The organism is Beduinella massiliensis (assembly GCF_900199405.1).
In the GTDB taxonomy this organism is placed as follows: Bacteria; Bacillota; Clostridia; order Christensenellales; family Aristaeellaceae; genus Beduinella; species Beduinella massiliensis.
This window is the reverse complement of sequence record NZ_LT963430.1, coordinates 286,425-307,837: the sequence shown is the minus strand read 5'-3', so window position 1 is coordinate 307,837 and position 21,413 is coordinate 286,425. Positions and strand designations below refer to the sequence as shown.

Sequence of the window (21,413 nt, the reverse complement as noted above, 5' to 3'; positions counted from 1 at the left end):
AAAAACAGCGTCTCTCGCGATGCCTCAGATGTCCATGATGACGTCCTGAATCTTGTCCTTGATTTCCGAGGTATGGGACGTGACGTAGTCGGAGTCCTCGAAGATCAGGTGAATCTCGTTCATCGGCGTCATGAATTCGTTGCCCGCGTTCACCTCGCGGATGGGGCGGCTGGTGGTGTTCTCGGCCAGGAAGACCTGCGCTTCCTCGGAGAGCATGAAGTCCACGAACGCCTTGGCGCTGTCGAGGTTCTTGCAGTTCTTGACGATGCCGATCTGCGCGGGCAGGAACACGGTGCCCTCGACCGGGTAGATGATCTTGATGTTGGTGGCGCCGCTCTTGAGCAGCGTGACGCAGGGATCTTCATAGGTCAGGCCCACGACGTATTCGCCGTTCTGCACGCCCTTGTACACCGCGCTGGAAGAGCTGGTGATCTTGCCGTTGACGTTGGTGTACAAGTCCTTGACGTACTGCCACGCCTCGTCGGACTCGTAGCCGCCCATCGCCAGCAGCATGTTGGTCACCTGGCAGAAGGCGGAGGAGGAGTTCACCGGGTCGGCAGAGACGATCTTGTCCTTGAGCTCGGGCTGCAGCAGATCCTTGTAGCCGTTCACTTCGATGCCCAGCTCGGCGAGCAGGTCGGTGTTGACCAGCAGCACGGAGCCGTCCACGGTGTAGTTGGTGCAGTAGCCCAGCTTGTTCTGATACTCGGGCATGAGGTTCTTATCCTCAGGGGAGTAATAGTCCTGGAACAGATCCTTGTTGGCCACGTAGTTGGCCAGCGAGCCGCCATACATGAGGTCGAACGTCGGGTTCTCAAGCTCGTTGGCGATACGCTTCATGCAGTCGCCGGAGCCCATGGACTCCACCGTGACCTTGATGCCCGTCTTCTCCTCAAACGTCGGAATGATGGACAGCAGGCCGTCGCTGTTGGGCGAGCAGATGGTCAGTTCGCCCTCCGCGAGGGCCGCGCCCGTCATGCCCAGCACCAGCAGAGCCGCCACGAGCAGGGAAAGAAACTTTTTCATTGCAGAACGCCTCCAGTTCTTTTTGTCCGGAACCGATAAGTCTTTCGGCTCCCATCTGGTATTATTATATAGTCCACATCCAGAAAAAAGCAATCCAAACGATGTGGGGCATTTCTGCAACATTGTGGAGAATTCTGCTATCGGGCGCAAAAAAGCGCCGCAGAGCCGTCTGCGGCGCCTTTTTCCCTTTCAAACGCTCAGTCCCTGTACTGCGTACCTACGTAGTAAATAGGCTTTACCGCCTTGTAGGTATCCTGATAGCGGTATTCGCGGGAGATCGGATTGCCGTTCTGGTAGGTCACGAGATATGCGTTGACCTTGTAACCTTCCTCGCCTTTTTTGTATACATAAGGCTCTTCGTCCACGTAGACGACGTACTTCTGTTCCTTGTCCTCGCGGTACTCCGGCTCCGGGATGGGCAGCGTCTCCGCCACCTCCGTTTCGAGTTTGTAGGTGTAGCCGTTCGGGTCGGGCCTGCCGTAAATCCGGAAGACGCAGTTCTTTCCCTTGCCCTCCGACTCCGCCTGAATGTAGATGTCCGCGCCCGTGTTGTTCTTGAAGACGAAGTCCGGGCCGTTGTCCGCGACCGTCGCGTCCAGTCCCTTCTCCAGGTAGCCGACGACCAGTCCGTGGTTCGTGCGCTTGACGATCTCCAGCCCCGCGCCGACCACCGCGTTGTACAGCGTAGAGGATACCTGGCAGATGCCGCCGCCGTAGCCCTCCACGTATTCGCCGTAGGCGATTTCCAGCGCCGGGTACCAGCCGTTCTTCTGCGTGCGCTTGCCGGTCACCTTGTTGAAGGAGACGCTCTCCCCGGCCTTGACGACCATGCCGTTGAAGTATTCGCAGCCCTTCGCCACGTTGGCCAGGCGGCCCTCCGTGTTGCCGCTGTTGTTGCGCAGCGGTGTCTTGTAGGTGGACAGCAGCACGATCTCGCTCTGCAGCTGCGCGCGCGTCACCGACGGCTGAATGACCTGCGGCGTGAGCGCCACGGTGCCGGACTCGAGCCTGTCCACCATGCCCATGATCTCCTCATGGGCGCTCGAGGTGTCTAGCACGTAGCCGACCGTTTCGTCCGTATAGGTGAAAGGCGGAACCCTCGTGCTGTCGGGGATGCGCTGGGCGTCCACCGCCGGGGTGTCCACCTGCGCCTTGATCTCCATCAGCAGCGCGTCGATGCCGCTCAGGTCGTACGCGAGCGTCGTGTAGCGCTTGACCGGCTCCATTTGAAGCGCCTTGACCTGCTGATAGCGCTCCTGCGTGGAGCCCGTGCGGCCGACGTTCCAGAGCTGGTTGATCTGGTCGCCCACGTCGTAGCGCATGTTGATCGTGCTCGGCGTGATACGCCCGACCTCCGCGCCGTTGGAGACGAGCGATACGCTCCACGCGCCGATCGAGGAGACGACCTGCGCGGAAACCGCGTCGTATGCCTCCTGCTGCGTCATACCGCCGATGGCGATGTCGTTGATGTACAGGTTCGGATAAAAGACGCCTTCCCCCTGCGCAAGGGTATTTTTGACGTCCAGCACGTACATGCCGCCCATGCCGACGCCCGCAAAGAGGACGACCAGCACCAGCAACGCCGGCAGGATGCCGCGGCGGCGCTGCCCGCCTCCGGAGCCGCCGTTCCTGCGGGGCGGCGCACCGTAGCGGGTGCCCTGCGCACCGGCGCGCGCGTAGGCGTTCCTCGTGGTGGGGCGCTGCGCGCCGGTTTTTGCCGGCGGCCTTTTGGCGCTCGGCGCAGCGGCCTTCTGCGGCGCGGCGGCCCTCCGGGGCGCGGGCTTCGCCGCCGTCCGCGGCGCAGGTCCGGTCCCCCGGGGGGCTGGCTTTGCCGCCTTGGCAGCGGGCTTTGCCGCCGGCTTTCGTGCGGCGCTCGACGCGGAGCGGGGCGCGCCGTAAGCCGCCGTTTTGGGCGCGGGCTTCGGCCTGGGTTTGGTTTTTTCGGCGGGCTTGGGCTGCGCGGCCGCGTTTTCGATCGCGCGCCGCTTCCACTCGGGCTGCACGGTTCGGGGCGGCGGGGTATACACCGGCTCCGGCCTGCGCCGCTCGATGCGCTGCGCCGGCGGGTCGAAGTCGTAAAATTCCTGGGCCGGGTTTTGCTCGGCCAGGCGATCCAGCTCAGCCTGGGAAACGCGCTTGCGGCGCGGTCTTTCTGTCTCCATCGGCGCCCAACCTGCCTTTCCTGAAAATTCGGCGTCCCGTCATCTAAATATATTAAGAAATATCGGCGCGCGGCAAAGCCGCGCGCGACGTCATAGCTCCGTTATCCGCAGAGAGTTCGAGAAGCACCCTGCAAATTCCTGCAAAAATAAGACGCTCTACACTCCGAAATCCCTGCACAAAATTTGTCAGGCCACGGTAAAGAGGCTGCTCATCTGATCCCGGCGGGCGACCTCCAGCGTCACATCCTCCCCGACGACAGCTCCCAGCGCCGAAATCGCCTGCTGCGCCGTCTGATAGGCCAGCTCCGGCAGGTTGTTTTCCCCGCTCAAATGGCCGAGAATGACGCTGCGCAGGCCTGTAGGCACGAGCTCCGTGAGCGCTTTTGCGCAGTCCGCGTTGGAAAGGTGCCCCTTGCGCCCGCGGATGCGCTGCTTGAGCCGGGCCGGGTAGGGGCCGCGCAGAAGCATGTCCACGTCGTGGTTCGATTCGAGCAGGAGCACCTGCGCGCCCGTCACCGCCTGCATCCAGGAAGGGCTCAGATGCCCCAGGTCGGTCGCCACTGCGATCTTGCTGCCGCCGTGCAGCAGGCAAAAGCCTACCGGGTCCGCCGCGTCATGCGGAATCGAAAAGGGCTGTACCCCCAGGCTGCCCACGAAGAAGTCCTGCCCGGCGGCGAAGACGCGCTGATTTTTGGGCGCAACCCCCTGCACCTTTTCCTCCATCGCGCACCAGGTTCCCTCGCTCGCGTAGACGGGCAGATCGAACCTGCGGCTCAGCATGCCGACGCTGCGGATATGGTCGCTGTGCTCGTGGGTGACGAGGATGCCGCAGAGCGTATCGGGCGACACGCCCAGCTTGCACAGCTCGCCCAAAATGGCGCGGCCCGTCATGCCCGCGTCGATGAGCACGCGGGTGTCGCCCGCGCAGGCGAGCAGGCAGTTGCCGCTCGACCCGGAGAAGAGGGGGCAAAACGAAAAACGCATGAACGCACAAATCCTTCCGAAGTCCAATCGATATAGAGGCTTATTTATTATACCCCGCATCCCTCCCAAGAGCAAGAAAAAATGCGTTTTCCCGCCGCGCGCCTTGCGCCTGGCGCGCAAATCTGTCATAATAACCGAAGGAAGCCCGGCCCGCGCCGGAACGAAAAGGAGACAGACCCTATGCAGATCAACACCCCGGAAGAGGAAACGCGCCTTTGGGGGCGCATCGTCAAGGGGACGCGCATCTTAAAGAGCGAGACGGTACCCTGCGACCCGCAGGACATCGACGAGGCGCTGCTCGCGCTCTGCCGCCGCTTTGACGTGCCGCGCCCGCTTTGGCTGCAAAAGAACGAAAAGGACTTCGCCGCCTTCGGGCGCACGCATTTTTCGCAGGATCACTTTATGGAGCCGATTTCCTTTTCTCGCATGGAGATCGAGCTCATCGCGCCTGAAAGCAAAAAGCGCCACGTGCGCAATCCCCTGATGGAAGCGTAAGGCCGCGCATTTATTTCCAAATAAATTTTGAGATGATGGATAGTTCCCCCTCCTTTGGGCCATGCTACCTGCGTAGAAAGAACGCACAACCAAAAAGGAGTGGACTATGATGGATCGTCTTTCGTTGCTGCTGGTCATCATCGGCGCGATCAACTGGGGGCTCATCGGCCTCTTCCAGTTTGACCTGGTGGCTTACCTGTTCGGCGGGCAGGGCGCGATGATCAGCCGGATCATCTACGGCCTCGTCGGCGCGGCGGGCCTGTGGTCGATCACGCTGCTGTTCAAGGACCGTGAAACCGTCAAGGAGTGACCCTCTTTGGGGCGGCGGCGAGGCAGGATTTCCCTGTCCCGCCGCCGCTTTTTTGTTTTTCGCCGCCCCGGCGCGCGCTGCCCGCGCAAAGGCAATGACTTACAAATCAGGAATTGGATGCAACCGAAGCCCCTCCTCATTCGTCAGTTAGGGCAGGAAGCCTCCGGCAAAAAAGTTTGGGCTTTACCCTACAAGGATGCGCGGGCCTGTAGTATAATAAAGGAGAGCATACGCTTTTCGCGGCGAAGCGCCGCATGGATATACGCTAAAGAAAGCGGGGGAATGTGCGCTTGACTGAATTATGGGACGAACTGTCGAACATGGTGTGGAACATCCTCCACCGCCCGCGCATCGCGGACATCCTGGATATCCTGATCGTCGCCTTTCTCATCTATCAACTTCTCAAGTACACGCGCCAGACGCGCGTGAGCCAGGTTGCCAAGGGCATCGTGGTGCTGCTGCTGGCCTCGTGGCTGTCGGAGCTGTTCGGCATGCGCACGCTGAGCACGCTGCTCAAGTGGGTCATCAGCGCCGGGCCCGTGGTGCTGATCGTCGTCTTCCAGCCGGAAATCCGCCGCATGCTTGAGGGCATCGGCAATTCCTCGCTCTTCGACCGGGTGAAGACGGACGATCGGGAAATCGAGGTCGCCCTCATCGTGACCGAAATGACGCGGGCGCTGCTCAACATGGCCAAGCGGCGCGTGGGCGCGCTGATCGTCATCGAGCGCCGCACCCGCCTGACCGAGATCATCAACACCGGCACCCAGGTGGACGGCCTCATCTCCCAGCCGCTGATCGAAAACATCTTCGAGCCCAACACCCCGCTGCACGACGGCGCGGTCATCGTCCGCGGCGACCGCGTGGTGGCCGCCGCCTGCCTGCTCAATCTTTCAGAGGGCACGGGCATCAGCCGCGACCTGGGCACCCGCCACCGCGCGGGCCTGGGCATTTCCGAGACGACCGACGCGACGGTCTTCATCGTCTCGGAGGAGACGGGCATCGTCTCCATGGCGCGCGGAGGCAAGCTGACGCGCCACCTGGACGCCCGCTCCATCGAACTGATTCTGCACGAGCTTTACGACGCGGGCCCCTCCGAGCCGCAGGCTCCGTCGCTCATGAATTTCTTTAAGAGGAGGCAGCGCCATGATGAACGGTCCGATCAAGAAGAGTGACCTGCTTCCCAAGAAGGAAAAGGATAGCCGCTTTTCCCGCTTCGCGCGCGGCGTGCGCAAAATTCTCTCCAGCAACTGGTTTCTCAAGGTCTTCGCCGTGCTCATCGCGCTGTGCCTGTGGAGCGTTTTGATCGCCTCCGACGGCACGCTGCTGCGCGAAAAGGTCTTTCAAAACGTCGAGGTGACCGTAACCGGCGCGGACACCCTGCGCACGCGCGGGTACATCGTGCTCGACGACGTCTCCGCCCTCCTACCCAGCGTGCGCATGAAGGTGGAGGTGCCCCAGGCGAACTACGCCCGCGCCACCGGCTCCAGCTACAATCCCCGCATCGACCTGACGAAGATACGCGCCGCCGGCCAGCAGGAGCTCAGCGTGACCACCTCCACCTCCTACGGGCGCGTGCTTGAGGTCGAGCCCTCCACCGTCACCGTGAACGTGGACGCATATGCCATGCGCGGGCGCATCCCCGTAGTTGTGGAATCCGTCGGCTCCATCCCCGAAGGGCTTTGGGCCGACACGCCGCGCACCGACCCCTCCTATGTCACCATCGGCGGCCCGCAGAGCCTTGTTTCCGGCGTAACGCGGGCGGTCGCCAAGCTGGATCTGTCCAAGCTGACCGCCGCCCCCCAGACGCAGCGCAGCGCCGTCACCCTCGAGCTGCAGGACGAGGACGGCAAGGTGCTCGACTCCCCGCTCATTCAGATCACCAACCAATCGGTCATCATCGATTCCATCATCGTGGAAACGGACGTCTATCCCAGCATGGAGCTGCCCGTGGACGCGGCCACCGCCGTCACCGGCACGCCCGCCGAGGGCTTCTCCCTCGACAACGTGGTCGTCACCCCGGCGGCGCTGCGCGTCGCGGGCACCCGCGAGGTGCTGGACGGCCTGATGAGCGCCATCGTCGACACGCCCCTGAGCGTGGACGGTGCGGAGGCCTCCGTGAGCGGCACGGCCAAGCTGAAGCGCATGTCCGACCTCAAGTATGTGAGCGCGAGCGAGGTGCTCATCACGGCGGACGTGGTGGAGGAACAGCGCGAAAAGACGATTAAGAACGTCGCCATCGCCGCCGAGGGCGCCGCGGACAACCGGTCTGTCAAGCTCGCCACCAGCAAGACCACCGTTCAGATCACGGGCGGATACGCGTTCGTGACGGCGCTTTCGGCTTCCGACGTGCAGCTCTACGTGGACGTGTCGGGCCTCGCGCCCGGCGAATATCAGCTTCCGGTGCAGTGCCGCATCGACAACGCGCCGCCGTTCGGGTGCGCGCTGGCGACCACGTCCATTCTGGTCACCATTACAGAGACGAATTAACGGGAGGGAATCATGGGCGCATTTGCGGATACGCTTTTCAGCGTGCTGCTCAGTTGGGTCAAGAGCGCCGTGGGCAGCCTCGTCACGCTCTTTCAGAGCGGCGGGGATCGCGGTATCTTGGCCTGGCTTGGCAACAACTGGCTGCTGATCGTGCTCGTGCTGGTGGCAGGCGGGCTCGTGATGGATTGGCTCATCTGGCTCGTCCGCTGGCAGCCCTACCACATCTGGGCGACGCGCGCACGGCGCGTGAAGCGCGGCCTTTTGCGCATGCTCGGCTTCGGACGAAACAAGAACGAGGAAAACGTCTCGGAGAGCTCTGGCGAATACCTGAGCGAGGCGCCTACCCGAATCGTACCCGCCGTGCACGAGGAACCGCCACAGCTGGACGAGGCGGCGCAGCAGATGGCATTTGAGCGGGCGCAGGCCGTTCCGGAGGAAGTGCTCGGCGCGTATCCCGGCCAGCGCTACGACGTTCAAACTGTCTATCAGGCCCAGCCCGCTTACGACGAGCAGCCCCTCTATCAGCCCCAGCCCGCTTACGACGAACCACCTATCTATCAAGTCCAGCCTGCTTACGACGAACAACCCGTCTATCAGCCACAGCCCGCTTACGATGAGCAACCTATCTATCAAGCCCAGCCCGCTTATGGCGAACAGGCCGTCTATCAGCCACAGCCCGCTTACGATGAGCAACCTATCTATCAAGCCCAGCCTGCTTACGGCGAGCAGCCCCTCTATCAGCCCCAGCCCGCTTACGACGAGCAGCCTGTCTATCAGGCTCAGCCTGCTTACGACGAACAACCTATCTATCAGCCACAGCCCTCTTACGACGAACAACCCGTCTATCAGCCACAGCCTGCTTACGACGAACAGCCTGTCTATCAGCCACAGCCCGCCTATGGCGAGCAGTCGGAAGCCGCGGAACCGGCTGTAGACCACGAATCCCTTCGGCAGGTCTATGGCCGCCCTGTGTCGGAGGATACGGAGGCTTCACAGGAACTCGTCCCCGGCGTCGATCCCTTTGCGCCTTACGACGCGCCGGAGGTGCTCGAAGCCCTAGAGGCACGGACGGACCGCGCGCCGCAGGCGCAAAGCGCGCAGGCCGACGCGGAGGAAGAACCGTCGCGGCGCAGGCGGCGCAGGCAGCGCACGTCCTGCGAAACGCAAACGCCCGACCTGTCGGAGGAAGCGCCTGCCCCGGAAGAGACTGTCTCAGAAGAGCCGATCCCGGAAGAGGCCGCTCCCGCCCCGGAAGCGCAGGCCACGTCCGAAGCGGCGTATGACGGCAGCGCTTCCGCCGACGACCTGCCGGAGCCGCCGCAGTGGCCTGATTGGGAGCAGACGGCCGTTCACCCCGTCGTGCGCATGGACGACATCCGCGTACCGGGCACGCGCGCAAAGCCCTCGATGGTCGACCGCCTGCGCGAGTGCGTGGAAAAGCGCGGCGCGGGCGGCGAAAAGAAGCGCAGCCGAATCGCCAACTTCTTCGATCCGCGCGAGGAACCCGTCAAGGGGCTCGCCCCCCGCGTCAGCAAGGAAGAGGCGTTTGCAAAGCCCGTCCGCCCGGACGACGAGGATCGTCCGTAATCGTTCGTTCCGCTTTCCGCCCGCTCCGGTTCCCCGGAGCGCGGCTTTTTTGAATGGAGGAACCGCATGTCCTTTTTCAAGACGCCGTCCGAATGGCTGCCCGCCGCCGCCGCCCTCCTCTCCATCGCGCTGATGGGGGCCGCCTTCGCGCTGATGCTGCTGCGCTTCGTGCGCCTGCTGCGCGGCGCCGAGCCTGCCGCGCGGCTCTCCCGGAAGGGGCCCGGCGTGCGGGCGCTCGTGCTCGCGGCGCTCGCCATGCTGCTCTCGCGGCTGCTGCTCTACGCCGCCGCATGGGGCGTGCACTGCCTGACGCAGGGGCGCGCCGTCTCCTTTGCCGCCTCCTTTGACGGCCTGTGGGTGCACTGGGACGCGCGTCATTACCTCAAAATCGCCCAGCAGGGCTACGTCAACGTAGGCGACGACCGGCTGATCCTCGTCTTCTTCCCGCTCTACCCCTGGTGCGTGCGCGCATTGAACCTGCTCCTGGGCGACTGGGTCGTCTCCAGCGTCATCGTCAGCAACCTCTGCGCCGCCGGCGCCGCCAGTCTCCTCTACGCGCTCGTGCACCGCGTGTACGACGTTCAGACCGCGCGGCTCTCGCTGTGTTATTTCCTTCTGAATCCCTACTCCGTCTTTCTCGCCGCGCCCTATTCCGAGGCGCTCTTCCTGCTGCTGACGCTGGGTGCGCTGTACGCCGCCGCAAACGACCGGCTGCTGGCCGCGGCGCTGCTCGGCGCGCTTTCCGCGCTCACGCGCTCGCTGGGCGTCGTCGTCTGCGGGGTCATCTGGCTGTATGCCTGGCGCAAGGCCCTGCGCGCGCGCAAGGGGACGCGGGCGGCCCTCGCCCTGCGCGGCACGCTGACGGGCCTCCTCGTCTTCCTGGGCCTCGGCGCTTACCTGTACCTGAACTACGCGGTCAGCGGAAACCCCTTTCAGTTCCTGATCTACCAAAGGGACAACTGGTACCAGCAGATGGGCACCTTCTTCGGCTCTGTGCGCAACACCACGGACTACATCTTTCGCTCCTGGGGCGAAAGCGACTGCTTCTGGACGTGGGGCGTGCAGCTCTTTTCGATCTTCTACGCCATGATCCTGCTCGTCTTCACCGGACGGCGCATGCCGCTGGAGCATCAGGCGTACACGGTCGTGTACATCGCCGTCGCGCTCGCGCCGACCTGGCTGCTCAGCGGCCCGCGCTACCTGATGGCGATGGCGACGATGCCCATGCTGCAGGCGATCACCACGCGCAGGCGTGCGCCCCATGCGCTGCTGCTCTCCCTGCAGGGCGTGCTGCTGCTCTTCTTCACCGTGGGCTATACCATCTTTGTCGAGGTGCTGTAAAATGGACTTCCCGCAGGCTTTCCTACAAAACATGCGCGCGCAGCTCGGCGAGGCGGAGTACGCGCTCTACCTCGCGGCGATGGCGCAGCCCTTTACCCGGGGCCTTCGCGTCAACCTGCTCCGCTACCCGGACGGCACGCTGCCGCTCTCCCTGGACGGCGTGGAGGAGGCGATCCCCTGGGCGCGCGGCGGCTTTTTCGTCCGCTTCAGCGCCCGGCCAGGCCTGCACCCGCTGCACGAGGGCGGCGCCTACTACCTGCAGGAGCCCAGCGCTATGGCTGCCGTCAGCGCGCTGGATGTCCGGCCCGGCCAGCGCGTGTTGGACCTGTGCGCCTCCCCCGGCGGCAAGAGCACGCAAATCGCCTGCCTGCTTGGGGGGCAGGGGCTTCTCGTCGCAAACGAGCCCGTGCCAGCCCGCGCGCAGGTGCTCTCGCGCAACGTCGAGCGCATGGGCGTGCGCAACGCCGTTGTGCTCAGCGCGCTGCCGGACGCGCTCGCGCCCCGCTTTCCCGCGTTCTTCGACCGCGTGCTGGTGGACGCGCCCTGCTCCGGCGAGGGGATGTTCCGCCGTCAGGAGGAGGCGCGCGCCGAATGGACGCCCCAAAGCCCCGCGGGCTGCGCCGGACGCCAGCTTGAAATCCTCTCGCAGGCCTGCCGCATGCTCCGTCCAGGCGGACTGATGGTCTACTCCACCTGCACGTTTAACACGGTGGAAAACGAGGGGGTCATCGCCCAATTTCTCTCCGCGCACCCGGACTTTTCGCCCGAGCCCTTTTCCCTTCCCGGCCTATGCGATGCGCCGGAGGGCATGGCGCACCTGTACCCCCATCGAATGCGGGGCGAAGGGCACTTTTGTGCGAGGCTGCGCCGGTCTCCCGACGCGCCCGCAGCGCCCGAAACATTTCGCGGCCCCTGTCGGGCGGGAAAGGGCCGCGGCCGGACAGCGGTGCCTGCGTGGGGCCCGGCGCTGGACGCCTGCCTCTCGCAGGTGCTTTCCCCCGCAAGCGCGCCGCGAAAGGAAGCTCTGCTCGCGGGGGCGGTCGCGTTCGGCGACGCGCTGTACGCCCAGCCCGAGGGGCTTCCCGACCTTTCCGGCCTGCGCGTGCTGCGCGCGGGGCTGCTGCTGGGCCGCGTTGCGGGCAAACGCGTCGAACCCGACCACGCGCTGGCGATGGCCCTTCGCGAGAAGGACGCGCTGAACGTCAAGGCGCTGAGCGAGGAGCAGGCGCTGCGCTTTCAGCACGGGGAGGCGCTTCCCGCCGGGGAGGACGCACAGCGCGGCTTCACACTCATGACGCTATACGGCTGTCCGCTGGGCTTTGCCAAGTGTTCGGACGGGCTCTACAAGAACCATTATCCCAAGGGGTTGAGGCGCTGACGGCCGCATCGTGATTTTCTCCGTCTGCGCGCAGGCTGTAAGCGCGCGACCTTGTGCGTTGTTCACAGTTTTTCTCTCCTCCGCGCCCTCAGGCAGGGGCGTTTCAGGCGGCGCACATCCATTTTTTTCGCTTACGCAAAAGGCGAAAATTTGTTATACTGCAGATGCGCTGAACAGCCGCTCTGCGGCGTTACAGCCCGCCGGGAGGTGAAACGTTTTGAAACGTATTCAGAGTGCGTGCCTCGAGCAAACCATTCTGTTTGAGCAGCCCGATGAACTGCGGCATTACAAGGCCGAGCTGGACCGGAAACGGATTCCCTACAAGGTGCTTTCAGAGTCTGCGCAGCCGGACGGTTCCGTGCTGCTGAGGCTGAAAAAGCGCTACAATCAATACAGCCTGGGCGACTACCTGGATCGGGCCGCTGAGGACGAAGACAGGGAGCGGCCTGCAGAGGGGCCGGTTCACGCCCGTTCCGGCGCGCTGTAACGCGCGGCGAAAGGAAAGGATCATCTTATGGAACTTACGGGGATCGCCGTATCGCACGGCAAGTTTGGTCCCGGGGAAATCCTCGGAGAACACGAAGGCAAGATCACGGTGCAGTTTGCAAGCCCTTACGGGCAGAAGGACTTCGTCTATCCCGATGCCTTCGAGCGCTTTCTCATCGCGCGGGACGCGTCCCTTGAAGGGGAACTGCGGGAAGCCCTCGCGGACAGGCGGCTCGAGCGCGAACGCACGCGCAGGGAGCGGCTTGAGCGCGTCGAGCAGCATCGGCTGGACGCGCTCGCGGAAAAATCGCAGGAACGCTCGGCGCGCACCCGTTCGAGGCGCACGTCCACGGCCCCCAAGCGTGCGCCGAAGGCAAAGGCCGAATAAACAGCGACAGACAAACCAAAGCCGCCGCCCTGCGCAAAGCGATATGCTTTTTGCAGGGCGGCGGCTCTTTCCGTTCTTGCCTCAGCGGGCAATTTCAAATGTATCGACCGTGCAATCGACAAAGCGGATGGCATCCGTGCTCGCCGCCCGGCCCGCAGCCTCAAGGCCGGCCTTGAAGGCGGCCTTCGTCGCCTGGCCCTCGGTCTTCAGCGCGCCTTCAAGGAATTCCTTGGCGCCCTCCTTTACGGCCTTCAGGAATGCGTCGCGCTCGCGCACGGTGAGCCGATCCGCGTCGACCAGGCGATAGCTGAACGTATAGTCGGCCATGACCTCTCCGACCACCACGTCGTCGCCAAAGACGTCCTCCTCGATGTACGTCGAGATCCATTCGTTCTGGGTCGGGTTGTTTTCCCGGCCCGAATAGACCTCGACCGCCCGCGCCTCATACTCCCGCAGCGCCATAGGCACCGTCGTGCGCAGGAATTCGGCGTTCGGGTCGTGTTCAGACAGATTGGCGCTGGCCATTTCGTAGATCATGTACGCGTCATCCCAGCCGTCGTCCCCGTCGAAAATCGCGTGTACCAGACGGTCGTAATCGGCCACGGACATGTCCTCATAGCCCGCCGGCTTCAGGGCCGCCATCATCCGGTCGTACTGTTCCTGCGTGTAGCCCGCCTTCCAGTCTGTGTCCGCGATGTCCGTCTCATAGGCGTAGGGGTCTTCCAGATAGTAAGAGAGGTTCCAGCCTCCGCCCCAGGAGATCGCGTCGTCCAGGTCGCTCAGAATGCGCTTGAGCTCGGCCTCAAGCTTCTTCTTCATGCTCGCCGTATCCCTGAGCGCCGCCGCGTCCTGCCGCTGCAAAAAGGCCTCGAGCCCCCTTCCCGCCTCGGAAAGCAGCGCGTCCCGGCGAGCGACCGTCAGGCTCCGCTCGTCCGCTGCGATGTAGTCAAAGCAGAACTCCACGTAAGCGCCCCTGAGCAGCACCTGATCGCCAAATATGTCGCCGTACGTCTCGCTCGATGCGAAGCCATTGTGCCAGGGCGCGGTCGCCCGGCCGCAGGCATTGTAATGCCGCACCTCGCAGGCGTCCCAGGCGTTCCGCAGCGTGCCCAGGATAAAGCCCGCGTTCGGGTCGTCGTCCGCGAGCGACGCAAAGATGCGCCGCAGAGACGCTTCGTTGCGGTGATAGGCGTCTTCGTCTTCCCAGTCGAGCACACTCCGGTCGAAGTCCGCCACCGTCAGCTCTCCATATCCGTCCGTCTGAAACGAGAGCGCCAGGTCGTAGTCCGCCTGCGTATAGGATATCTTCCGCCCCGCATCGTACCTTCCCTGCGCGAACCCCTGCGCGGGCAGCGCCAGCGCCAGCACGAGCAAGAGCGCTGCGGTCATTCTCAAAAGGTTCTTCATATCAGATTCTCCTCTCAATAGCAGTCCAGCGAGAAGATCTCGCAGTCAACAAAGCTGATCTTGCCATCCGACGCCTCGGCGCCCGCCGATTTTAGCGCCTCGCGCAGGCCGTCCTCATCGGGCCTTCCCGACAGGTTTTTCTCACAAAAGTCCTGCGCCGCCTGCATCACGCGCTGCAGGAATGCGTCACGCTCCGCGACGGTCAGCGCGTCCTGGTCAAGGATGCGGTAAGAAAAGCTGTAATCAGCATAGCAGACGCCCGCCATGACCTGTTCCCCGAAGACGTCCGCATTGCGCACCGCCTGCGCGGTCGCGTAAAATTGAGGATCGCTTCGCTTGCCCGAGAACACCTCGCTCAGGCGCGCGTCGTATTCGTTCAGGGAAGCGGATACCGTATTGCGCAGGAACGCCGCGTTCGGGTCGTCCTCCGGCAGGGTGTTGAGCACCACTTCGTAAAGCATATAGAGCGTCTCCGCCCCTTCGGAGGACATCGCCGCGTGTACGCTCCTGTTGAACGCCGCGAGGGACATTTCCGGGTAGCCGTCCGGTTTCAGCCGGGCGATCAGGGCGTCGTACTGCGCCTGCGTGTAGGAGGGTACGCCGTCGTCTGCCCACAGCTCATCCCAATCCAGCGGCTCCAGGACAGAGCCGCCCAGAACAGGGCCGTCTAAGACGGGACCGTCTAGGACGGGGCCGGGCTGAACGGTGCTGGGCTTCACGATCTCCGGTACGGCCTCCTCCGCGGGCGCGGAGGTCGCAAACACCGTCGTAACGCCGCATACGAGCAGCATCGCGGCGGCGGCGCGCAGCCCTGTGACGGGCCGGACTTTCATGACCGCCGTGATCCGCTCCTTTAAGGTGCTGCGGCTGAAGCCGCTTTCCAACGGCGCGTAAACGGTGCGTTGTTCCTCCAGCTCCACCAGCGTCAGCGCATAGGCGGACCGGGCGGAGAGGCCATACCCGCGGATGACGGCCTCGTCGCAGGAGAGCTCCACGTCACGGCTCGCGAGCAGATACATCACGGCCACGAGCGGGTTGAACCAATGCACGCAGAGCATAGCGGCCAGCAGCCACTTGCCCAGCACGTCAAAGCGCCGGATATGGCACAGCTCATGGCTCAGGACGAAGGCGAGCCGCTCTTCTCCCATCCGCTCAAACCCCTTGGGCAGGAGGATGACAGGATAGAGGATGCCGTAGGTCAGGGGCGATCCGATCTGATCGGAGTATCGCACCTGCACGGGCCTTCTGATGCGATGGGCCTCCAGAAAACGACTTACAAAGGGGTTTTCGACCGGAAGCGAGGCGCGGTACTTTCCCCGCCCCCGCAGGTGCAGCGCGAGAAAGCCCAGCGCCAGCAGAAACGCCCCGGCCGCCCACAAGATCACCGCGGGGGATACGGCATGCGCCGCCCGCGCAGGCGCCGCCCCCGGCGCGGGCAGCAGCAGACCGCCCCGGCGCACGGGCGCCCCAAGATACTGCGCCGCCGAATACACGCTGACCGGCGAAGAGATGTGCAGCGGCACCATCAGGCTGAGAAACGCCGCCGCCCAGAGGAGCAGGAACGCCCGCTTGGGCAGCCGATTGACGCACAGCGCGCGCACGAGCAGGATGGCCGCGATCAGCACGCCCCCGCGCAGGCTCATTTCAAGGAGTTCCGTCATCTCATTCCAACTCCTTTATCAGCGCTTTCATGCGCTCAATTTCCGACTGTGAGAGCTTCCTCTGGCCCAGCAGCGAGGCGACCAGCAGGTCCGCCGAACCGTCGTAGTTCCGGTCGATGAACTCCTCCGTCTCGCGGCGAAGCACTTCCTCCCGGCTGATCCGCGCCCGGCAGCGGAACCCCGGATCGATCCGCTCCAGCGCGCCCTTGTCCAGGCACTTGCGTATGACCGTATAGGTGGTGGTCTTGCTCCACCCGACCTGCTCCTGCAGCCGTTGGGCGAGCTCCCTGGCGCCCAGCTCTCCCTCCTGCCACAGGCACTCCATGACCCGGCGTTCCGAGTCGAACAGCTTGATCTCCACGTCTGTCCCTCCGTTCTACTCCAATAGAATATGCCATCATTCTACTCCAATAGAATGAATATGTCAACCGCTTATTCAAAATAAAAACGCCGCATGCGAACTTCGCATGCGGCAAGCGTCCCGAGGCAGGACGGAGACGAGCGGTCCTAGCCGAGAATTGCCCTCGCAAACCGGACATTTTGGACGATTTGATCGGCCTTCCACCAAATTTTGCTGACGCTCCAGGCCTCGGGATACGCCGCCCAGGCCCACGTAATCCCCCACGAGCCGTCCGTTTCCTGCGATGCCGAAAGAAAGCGGCACTCCTTTTCGCAAACCTCGCGGTTCTCCGCAAAAAACGCGCTCTCCCGCGAGCGGACGAACTGCGAGGGCCTGCATACGTATTCCGTCGCCCACTTGGAGGCGTCGTACGTGATGAGCCCGCGAATCTGCTCGTGCAAAAGCCCCTCAAACGCTTTCAGGTCCAGAAGGTCCTCCACGCCGCCCGCCCGTAGCGCCTCATACAGCTCCACAAAGCAGGTAGCCGTGTGCATTGAGGGAAGCGGAAAGTGCTCCTTCAAATACAGGTAAGCCTCCTGCGCCACCCGGCGGGCCGTTCCATGGAGCGCGCCGCCCTTTTCCGCAAACCGCAGGGCAAAGCCCGCAAGGCTGGCCGTGGGGTTGTAGGCCGTCTCCGGACCCGCCTCTGGGGCCCACCAGGGCGCATGGGGATAATCCGCGTTGGAGGGCAGGGTATTCGCCCAGGTGTGTCCATCAAAGTCCTGCCCCGAGGACAGGTACCGCAGGATGCCCTGCACAATCGGATGGCGTGGATCCTCCAACCCGACCTCTTCCAGGATGCGCGTGGCGACCCAGGTCTGCATCGGCGCGGAATGCGGGTTCCAGCAGTCCGGTTCCAGCGCGTGCCCGAAGCCGCCGTCCGCGTTCTGATACGCCGAAAGCGCGTTCAGGACGTCCTCCCGGCTTCCACCCTCAAACAGATACCGCCACCGATAAAGGTCGAGCGGCCTCGCATTGCGATAGATGAAGTTCCTTGCGCGTTCTTCGTTCATGTTTTCGCCTCCGTTTCCTGACGATAGGATAGCACGGGAAACACGACGCCGTCCTGTCCTGTTTGAAACGGCGGAGCAGATAAAATGAACGCATTTTCGCGCGTCAAAAGATCAGCAAAGCCAGCAGGGCGGCCTGCACAACCAGCAGAGCGGGCACGCCGTAGGCGAACTTTTTGTGCCGCGTCTTGTGGTGGAACGCGCGCATGCCGCAAAGGCCGCCCGCAGCACCGAAGAGCGCGCAGCAGGTCAGCAGCGTCCGCTCGGGAATACGCCACTCTCCGCGGCGCGCCCGCCGCTTATCCACCCCAAAGAGAACGAAGGAAACCAAACTCATACAGCCCGTCAGCACAAGCGCGATCTTTATTAGCATGCACAGCCCCTCCTTTTCATATGATTGTAGCGCATCGCGGTACCCCGGCGCAACCGATCCAGCGAGCCTTTTGCATAAGCCGCCTCGCCGCAGATCATACTATCACCGCAGTATACACCGCGTCAATGGAGGGATGGACCTTTGGAAATGACAAAGCAGGCCGCCACGCCATCGCGCGTCGCGCGGGGAGCCCGCGGCGGCTGGCAACCGGAAGAAGTTTCACAGCTTTTTGAAGAAATCCATGCGTCTGCCGAGCAGGGCGAGCCCCTGCGCAGCGTGTTCGAGCGCATGGCGGAGCGGCTGGGCCGAAAGCCCAACAGCATCCGGAACTTTTACTACGCGCAGCTCAAGCAGGGCCAGGAGCCGGAGCTCAAGCGTGCGCCGCCCTTCGAGCCCTTTTCGCAGGGTGAGGTCCGCGAGCTGCTGCGCGCCGTGCTCGCCTCCCGCGCAGAGGGCAAGAGCGTGCGCGCCTGCGTTCAGGAGATGGCCGGCGGCGACAAATCGAAGATGCTGCGCTATCAGAACAAGTACCGCTCGTGTCTCAAGACGCGTCCCTCGCTCGTGCGCGAGGTCATGGCCGACATGGAGGCGGCGGGCGAGCCGTACGTAGATCCCTTTCAGCCGCGCGCGCATCAGGAGAGCCCGCAGGCGCTGCTCGAAGAGGCGCAGAGCCGCGTGGAGAGCATGCAGGACCCCGCGCTCTATCAGATGCTGGACGGCCTCAACCATCTGCTGGCCCTGGCGCAAAACGCGCCCACGCAGGAGACGGCCATCGCGCTGGACCGGCTGAACGTCCGCTACGACCTGCTGCGCATCGCGCTCGACGACGAGCGCACCCGCGCGCACCGGCTGGACGAGAGCCTGTCCGGCCTCGTGCTCTCGATCAAGGAATTTTTAGGCCTGCCGGAATTCACCCGTGCGCAGCGCGTCGGGGAATTCTGCCAGCGCCTCTCCGAGCAGCTCGCCCCGCTGGAAGCACAGCTGCCCTTCGTCAACGAGGAGGAGTAGGCCCGCGCGTGCGGGGGCTTGCCGCTTTTCGTTGACACGCTCCCCGACCGATGCTATGATGGGAACAAATCCCGACCGCATCGGACGGAAGGAGCGTTTTTTCATGTCCTCAGCCTTTCAATCCCTGGGCTTTTGCCCCGCGGACATCCTGCTGCCCGCTCCGCACGTGGACCTTTCCCGGTGGGCCGTCGTCGCCTGCGACCAGTACACCTCCGATCCCGCCTACTGGAACCGCGTCGAACGCTTCGTCGGCGGTTCTCCTTCGACGCTTCACCTGACGTTCCCGGAAATCCACCTGTGCGAGGGGTTCGGCCGTGTGCCCGCCATTCAGGACGAGATGGCGCGCTATCTTCAGGACGGCACGCTCGTGCCCGCGGTGCGGGACGGCTTTGTGCTCGTGGAGCGCACCGTGCCCTCCGGCAAACGCCTGGGGCTCGTCGGCTGCGTCGATCTGGAGATGTACGACTTCGAGCGCGGCAGCGCCTCCCTCGTCCGGGCGACGGAGGGCACGATCCTCGAGCGCATTCCCCCGCGCGTGCGCATCCGAGCCGGTGCTCCGCTGGAGACGCCCCACGTGATGCTGCTCGTGGACGACCCAAAGCGCACCGTCATCGAACCCCTCTACCAGCGCCGCAAGCGTCTGACGACGCTGTACGATTTCGACCTGATGGAGGGCGGCGGCCATCTGCACGGCTACCGCGTAGACGATCCCGCGCAAAAAGTACAGATCGCCTCTGCGCTGAACGCGCTGCGCGTCGCCTGCGGCGGGCTGCTCTATGCGGTGGGCGACGGCAACCACTCGCTCGCCACGGCGCGCCAATGCTGGCTGAACCTGCGAGAGACGCTCTCTCCCGAGGCGCGCGAGCGTCATCCCGCGCGCTATGCGCTCGTGGAGCTCGTGAACCTGCACGACGAGGCGCTCGTCTTCGAGCCCATTCACCGCGTGCTCTTCGGCGTGGACGAGCAGGACGTGCTGCACAGCCTGAGCCGCTTCCTGATTGCGCACGGCGCTTCTCTGGAACGCCGCCACGCCGTGGAGGGCGAGCAGGCGCTCTCCTTCGCCTGCGCAAAGGGCGGGCTCTCTCTCGCCGTGTTGAACGCCCCCTTCTCCCTGCCGGTCGCTACCCTGCAAAGCTTTCTGGACGAATACCTGCGCGCCCGGCCGCAGACGCGCCTGGACTACATCCACGGCGGCGACTTCGCGCGCGGCCTGGGGCGTCAGCCGGGCAATGCCTGCTTCCTGCTGGAAGCGCTTGACAAGCACGCGCTCTTTCCCGCCGTGCGCCGCGACGGCGCGCTGCCGCGCAAGACGTTTTCGATGGGCGAGGCCTCTGAAAAACGTTATTATATGGAATGCCGGGCAATCGAGTAAAGAAGCGCCTCGTCCGTCTTCCATTGGACAGGCCTCGTGCCGGAACCGGCGCGTGCCTGGCAGCCCGGGCATGCCGACGCCGCGCCCCTGCGGATGAAAGAGCGCGGCAAAAATGGCTATTCTCTCTGTCTGTGATCGATCCTCAAGCGTAAATCTGCATCGCGTCCAGGCAGTAGTTCCCCTGCCTGCCGCGCGCATCCCGCGCGCGGGCGCACACGGCCGTCACGCAGGCGAGGCCCGCCTCCCGCACGCGCATCACACCCATCGCGAGCGGACAGCCCGCGGGCGGGCGGCAAAGCGGATAGCGGAGCGGCAGCACCGCGTCGAACGGCGGCAGCTCTCCGCCCACGCCCGGCGATGACAGATAGCCGTTCGCCTCCGCGTCGAGCCCCGCATGCCTCGCTTCCAGGTATGCGCGCAGCGTCTCCTGCGCGCTTTGCGGCCAGCGCGGCGCGCCGTCCGTCCAGACGGGCTGCGAGGAGAGAACGTGCAAGCCCTCCGCGTCCACGCGGTATTCGCTGAGCATGCCGTGGCCGACCGTGTCTTCGCCGCCGGAAACCGCCCGCACCAGGTCGGCGCGTTCCCATTTGACGGTGCGCGCGAGCAGAAAGCCGCTCGCGCCGTCTCCGATGCGTCCGCCGGGCGGCGGCACACAGCAGATGAACATTCCCGCGGCGCAGCGGCCTGTCGCCACGCACCCGCCCGCCTCGGCGGGCTTGGCGTTCACGTCCCGGGCGCCCGGCGGCAGGGGCTGCACGATCTCTTCTCCGCGCAGAATCGCAGCGCTTCCCTCCCGCGCTGCGAGCGTCAGGCCGCAGCCGATGTCCGTCAAGACTGGCGTCCCCTCCAGCCGCTGAGGACGCAATTCTACCTGCGCCACCCCGTCCGGCCATTGCACGCAGAAGACGCCCTCCTGACCGTGCGGCTGCAGGAGCCCGTCCTTCAACGTGAGCGCGCAGGCCATGGGCAGGGCGGAGCGTCCCAGCGGCCGAAACTCGATCAGCGCCCGCCCGTCTGGCCAGGAGGGAAAGGGCTGCGGCTCCGTGAGCTCCCCACAAAACTGTCCGTTCACGTACAGCAGGCCCGGCGTCCCGCTTTCAATCAGAAGTATCGGCTGCATACAGATTCCCCCTCTTCCATGCAGGGCATTGTATGAGCCCGTCTCACGACGCAGACCGCAAAACTTTTCGCGCCGTTTGCTTTTTTGCGCTTGACATCGCTCAAAAAATGTAGTATCATATCATTCGTTCCCAAGAGATATGCGCCCATAGCTCAGCTGGATAGAGCGTTTGACTACGAATCAAAAGGCCACAGGTTCGAATCCTGTTGGGCGCGCCACTGAAAACTGTTGACATGCCTCGCGCTGTTGATGGTTTTCTTTTTTTTCTTCGTTTTCACGTTTACGGTGCCCCCGCGTCTCGCAATGCGCCCGGCTTGTAAGTGAACCATGAAACTCCGGCACAGCGGTCTCTTTGTACTGATCCATCCTTTTCAAAGGCTCGCCTCTTGCAAAAGAGGAATCTATGCAGGCGCCCATC

At 64.0% G+C, this 21,413-nt stretch carries 21 protein-coding genes and 1 tRNA gene; 12 read left to right on the top strand and 10 right to left on the bottom strand.

Annotated features, from left to right (window positions below; translation table 11 throughout):
• Positions 1-24 precede the first annotated feature (24 nt).
• From C1725_RS02240 to C1725_RS02230, 3 genes are all read right to left on the bottom strand, one after another.
• Entirely contained in the window at positions 25-1,026 is a 1,002-nt protein-coding gene (locus C1725_RS02240) for an extracellular solute-binding protein (RefSeq protein ID WP_102410061.1), read from the bottom strand.
• Between the two features lie 197 nt (positions 1,027-1,223).
• On the bottom strand, positions 1,224-3,188 hold the full coding sequence (locus C1725_RS02235) for a VanW family protein (RefSeq protein WP_102410060.1): 1,965 nt from the start codon (positions 3,186-3,188) through the stop codon (positions 1,224-1,226).
• Positions 3,189-3,374: 186 nt separating this feature from the next.
• The gene (locus C1725_RS02230) at positions 3,375-4,172 is read right to left on the bottom strand and encodes an MBL fold metallo-hydrolase (RefSeq protein ID WP_102410059.1); all 798 of its coding nucleotides are present in this window, start codon (positions 4,170-4,172) and stop codon (positions 3,375-3,377) included.
• A gap of 180 nt (positions 4,173-4,352) precedes the next feature.
• Here C1725_RS02230 and C1725_RS02225 point away from each other — a divergent pair, with 180 nt between their 5' ends.
• The 9 genes from C1725_RS02225 (at position 4,353) to C1725_RS02185 (ending at position 12,644) form a co-directional block, all read left to right on the top strand.
• Entirely contained in the window at positions 4,353-4,667 is a 315-nt protein-coding gene (locus C1725_RS02225; RefSeq protein ID WP_102410058.1) for a hypothetical protein, read from the top strand.
• Between the two features lie 106 nt (positions 4,668-4,773).
• Complete coding sequence (locus C1725_RS02220) at positions 4,774-4,977, top strand: DUF378 domain-containing protein (RefSeq protein WP_346026259.1); 204 nt, start codon at positions 4,774-4,776, stop codon at positions 4,975-4,977.
• A 290-nt stretch (positions 4,978-5,267) separates the two neighbouring features.
• Entirely contained in the window at positions 5,268-6,149 is an 882-nt protein-coding gene (cdaA, locus tag C1725_RS02215; protein WP_146009107.1) for a diadenylate cyclase CdaA, read from the top strand.
• Positions 6,121-7,464, top strand: coding sequence for a CdaR family protein (locus C1725_RS02210; RefSeq protein WP_102410056.1), 1,344 nt, complete (start codon positions 6,121-6,123; stop codon positions 7,462-7,464). The genes cdaA and C1725_RS02210 overlap by 29 nt, the downstream gene beginning before the upstream one ends.
• A 12-nt stretch (positions 7,465-7,476) precedes the next feature.
• Positions 7,477-9,051, top strand: a complete 1,575-nt coding sequence (locus tag C1725_RS02205; protein ID WP_102410055.1) for a hypothetical protein — start codon at positions 7,477-7,479, stop codon at positions 9,049-9,051.
• 66 nt (positions 9,052-9,117) lie between these two features.
• Complete coding sequence (locus C1725_RS02200) at positions 9,118-10,392, top strand: mannosyltransferase family protein (protein WP_102410054.1); 1,275 nt, start codon at positions 9,118-9,120, stop codon at positions 10,390-10,392.
• Between the two features lies 1 nt (position 10,393).
• A complete protein-coding gene (locus C1725_RS02195) occupies positions 10,394-11,770 on the top strand; it encodes an RsmB/NOP family class I SAM-dependent RNA methyltransferase (protein WP_346026258.1) in 1,377 nt (458 codons plus the stop codon).
• A 217-nt stretch (positions 11,771-11,987) separates the two neighbouring features.
• Complete coding sequence (locus tag C1725_RS02190) at positions 11,988-12,257, top strand: hypothetical protein (protein ID WP_346026257.1); 270 nt, start codon at positions 11,988-11,990, stop codon at positions 12,255-12,257.
• Positions 12,258-12,284: 27 nt separating this feature from the next.
• Complete coding sequence (locus C1725_RS02185) at positions 12,285-12,644, top strand: hypothetical protein (protein ID WP_102410052.1); 360 nt, start codon at positions 12,285-12,287, stop codon at positions 12,642-12,644.
• Between the two features lie 81 nt (positions 12,645-12,725).
• Here C1725_RS02185 and C1725_RS02180 read toward each other — a convergent pair whose 3' ends face one another.
• From C1725_RS02180 to C1725_RS02160, 5 genes are all read right to left on the bottom strand, one after another.
• On the bottom strand, positions 12,726-14,051 hold the full coding sequence (locus tag C1725_RS02180; RefSeq protein WP_102410051.1) for a hypothetical protein: 1,326 nt from the start codon (positions 14,049-14,051) through the stop codon (positions 12,726-12,728).
• Between the two features lie 14 nt (positions 14,052-14,065).
• Positions 14,066-15,712, bottom strand: coding sequence for a M56 family metallopeptidase (locus tag C1725_RS02175; protein ID WP_102410050.1), 1,647 nt, complete (start codon positions 15,710-15,712; stop codon positions 14,066-14,068).
• 1 nt (position 15,713) lies between these two features.
• Positions 15,714-16,073: a BlaI/MecI/CopY family transcriptional regulator gene (locus tag C1725_RS02170; RefSeq protein WP_102410049.1), complete on the bottom strand. Its 360-nt coding sequence runs from the start codon at positions 16,071-16,073 to the stop codon at positions 15,714-15,716.
• A gap of 146 nt (positions 16,074-16,219) precedes the next feature.
• Entirely contained in the window at positions 16,220-17,125 is a 906-nt protein-coding gene (locus tag C1725_RS02165; protein WP_102410048.1) for a hypothetical protein, read from the bottom strand.
• Positions 17,126-17,228: 103 nt separating this feature from the next.
• On the bottom strand, positions 17,229-17,495 hold the full coding sequence (locus tag C1725_RS02160) for a DUF1294 domain-containing protein (protein ID WP_102410047.1): 267 nt from the start codon (positions 17,493-17,495) through the stop codon (positions 17,229-17,231).
• A gap of 141 nt (positions 17,496-17,636) precedes the next feature.
• Here C1725_RS02160 and C1725_RS02155 point away from each other — a divergent pair, with 141 nt between their 5' ends.
• Together C1725_RS02155 and C1725_RS02150 are read left to right on the top strand one after the other, a co-directional pair.
• Positions 17,637-18,503, top strand: coding sequence for a hypothetical protein (locus tag C1725_RS02155; RefSeq protein ID WP_102410046.1), 867 nt, complete (start codon positions 17,637-17,639; stop codon positions 18,501-18,503).
• A gap of 103 nt (positions 18,504-18,606) precedes the next feature.
• Positions 18,607-19,875 (top strand): DUF1015 family protein, encoded by a 1,269-nt coding sequence (locus C1725_RS02150; RefSeq protein WP_102410045.1) that lies wholly within the window; start codon positions 18,607-18,609, stop codon positions 19,873-19,875.
• A gap of 142 nt (positions 19,876-20,017) precedes the next feature.
• On the opposite strand, the gene C1725_RS02145 is transcribed toward C1725_RS02150, so the two are convergent.
• Positions 20,018-20,995 carry a hypothetical protein gene (locus tag C1725_RS02145; protein ID WP_102410044.1) on the bottom strand — a complete coding sequence of 326 codons (978 nt, stop codon included), beginning with the start codon at positions 20,993-20,995 and terminating at the stop codon, positions 20,018-20,020.
• 141 nt (positions 20,996-21,136) lie between these two features.
• Here C1725_RS02145 and C1725_RS02140 point away from each other — a divergent pair.
• Positions 21,137-21,213 (top strand) — tRNA-Arg (locus C1725_RS02140).
• Here C1725_RS02140 and C1725_RS18850 read toward each other — a convergent pair.
• Positions 21,176-21,370 carry a hypothetical protein gene (locus tag C1725_RS18850; RefSeq protein WP_346026256.1) on the bottom strand — a complete coding sequence of 65 codons (195 nt, stop codon included), beginning with the start codon at positions 21,368-21,370 and terminating at the stop codon, positions 21,176-21,178. The two genes, C1725_RS02140 and C1725_RS18850, sit on opposite strands and share 38 nt — an antisense overlap.
• Positions 21,371-21,413 lie beyond the last annotated feature (43 nt).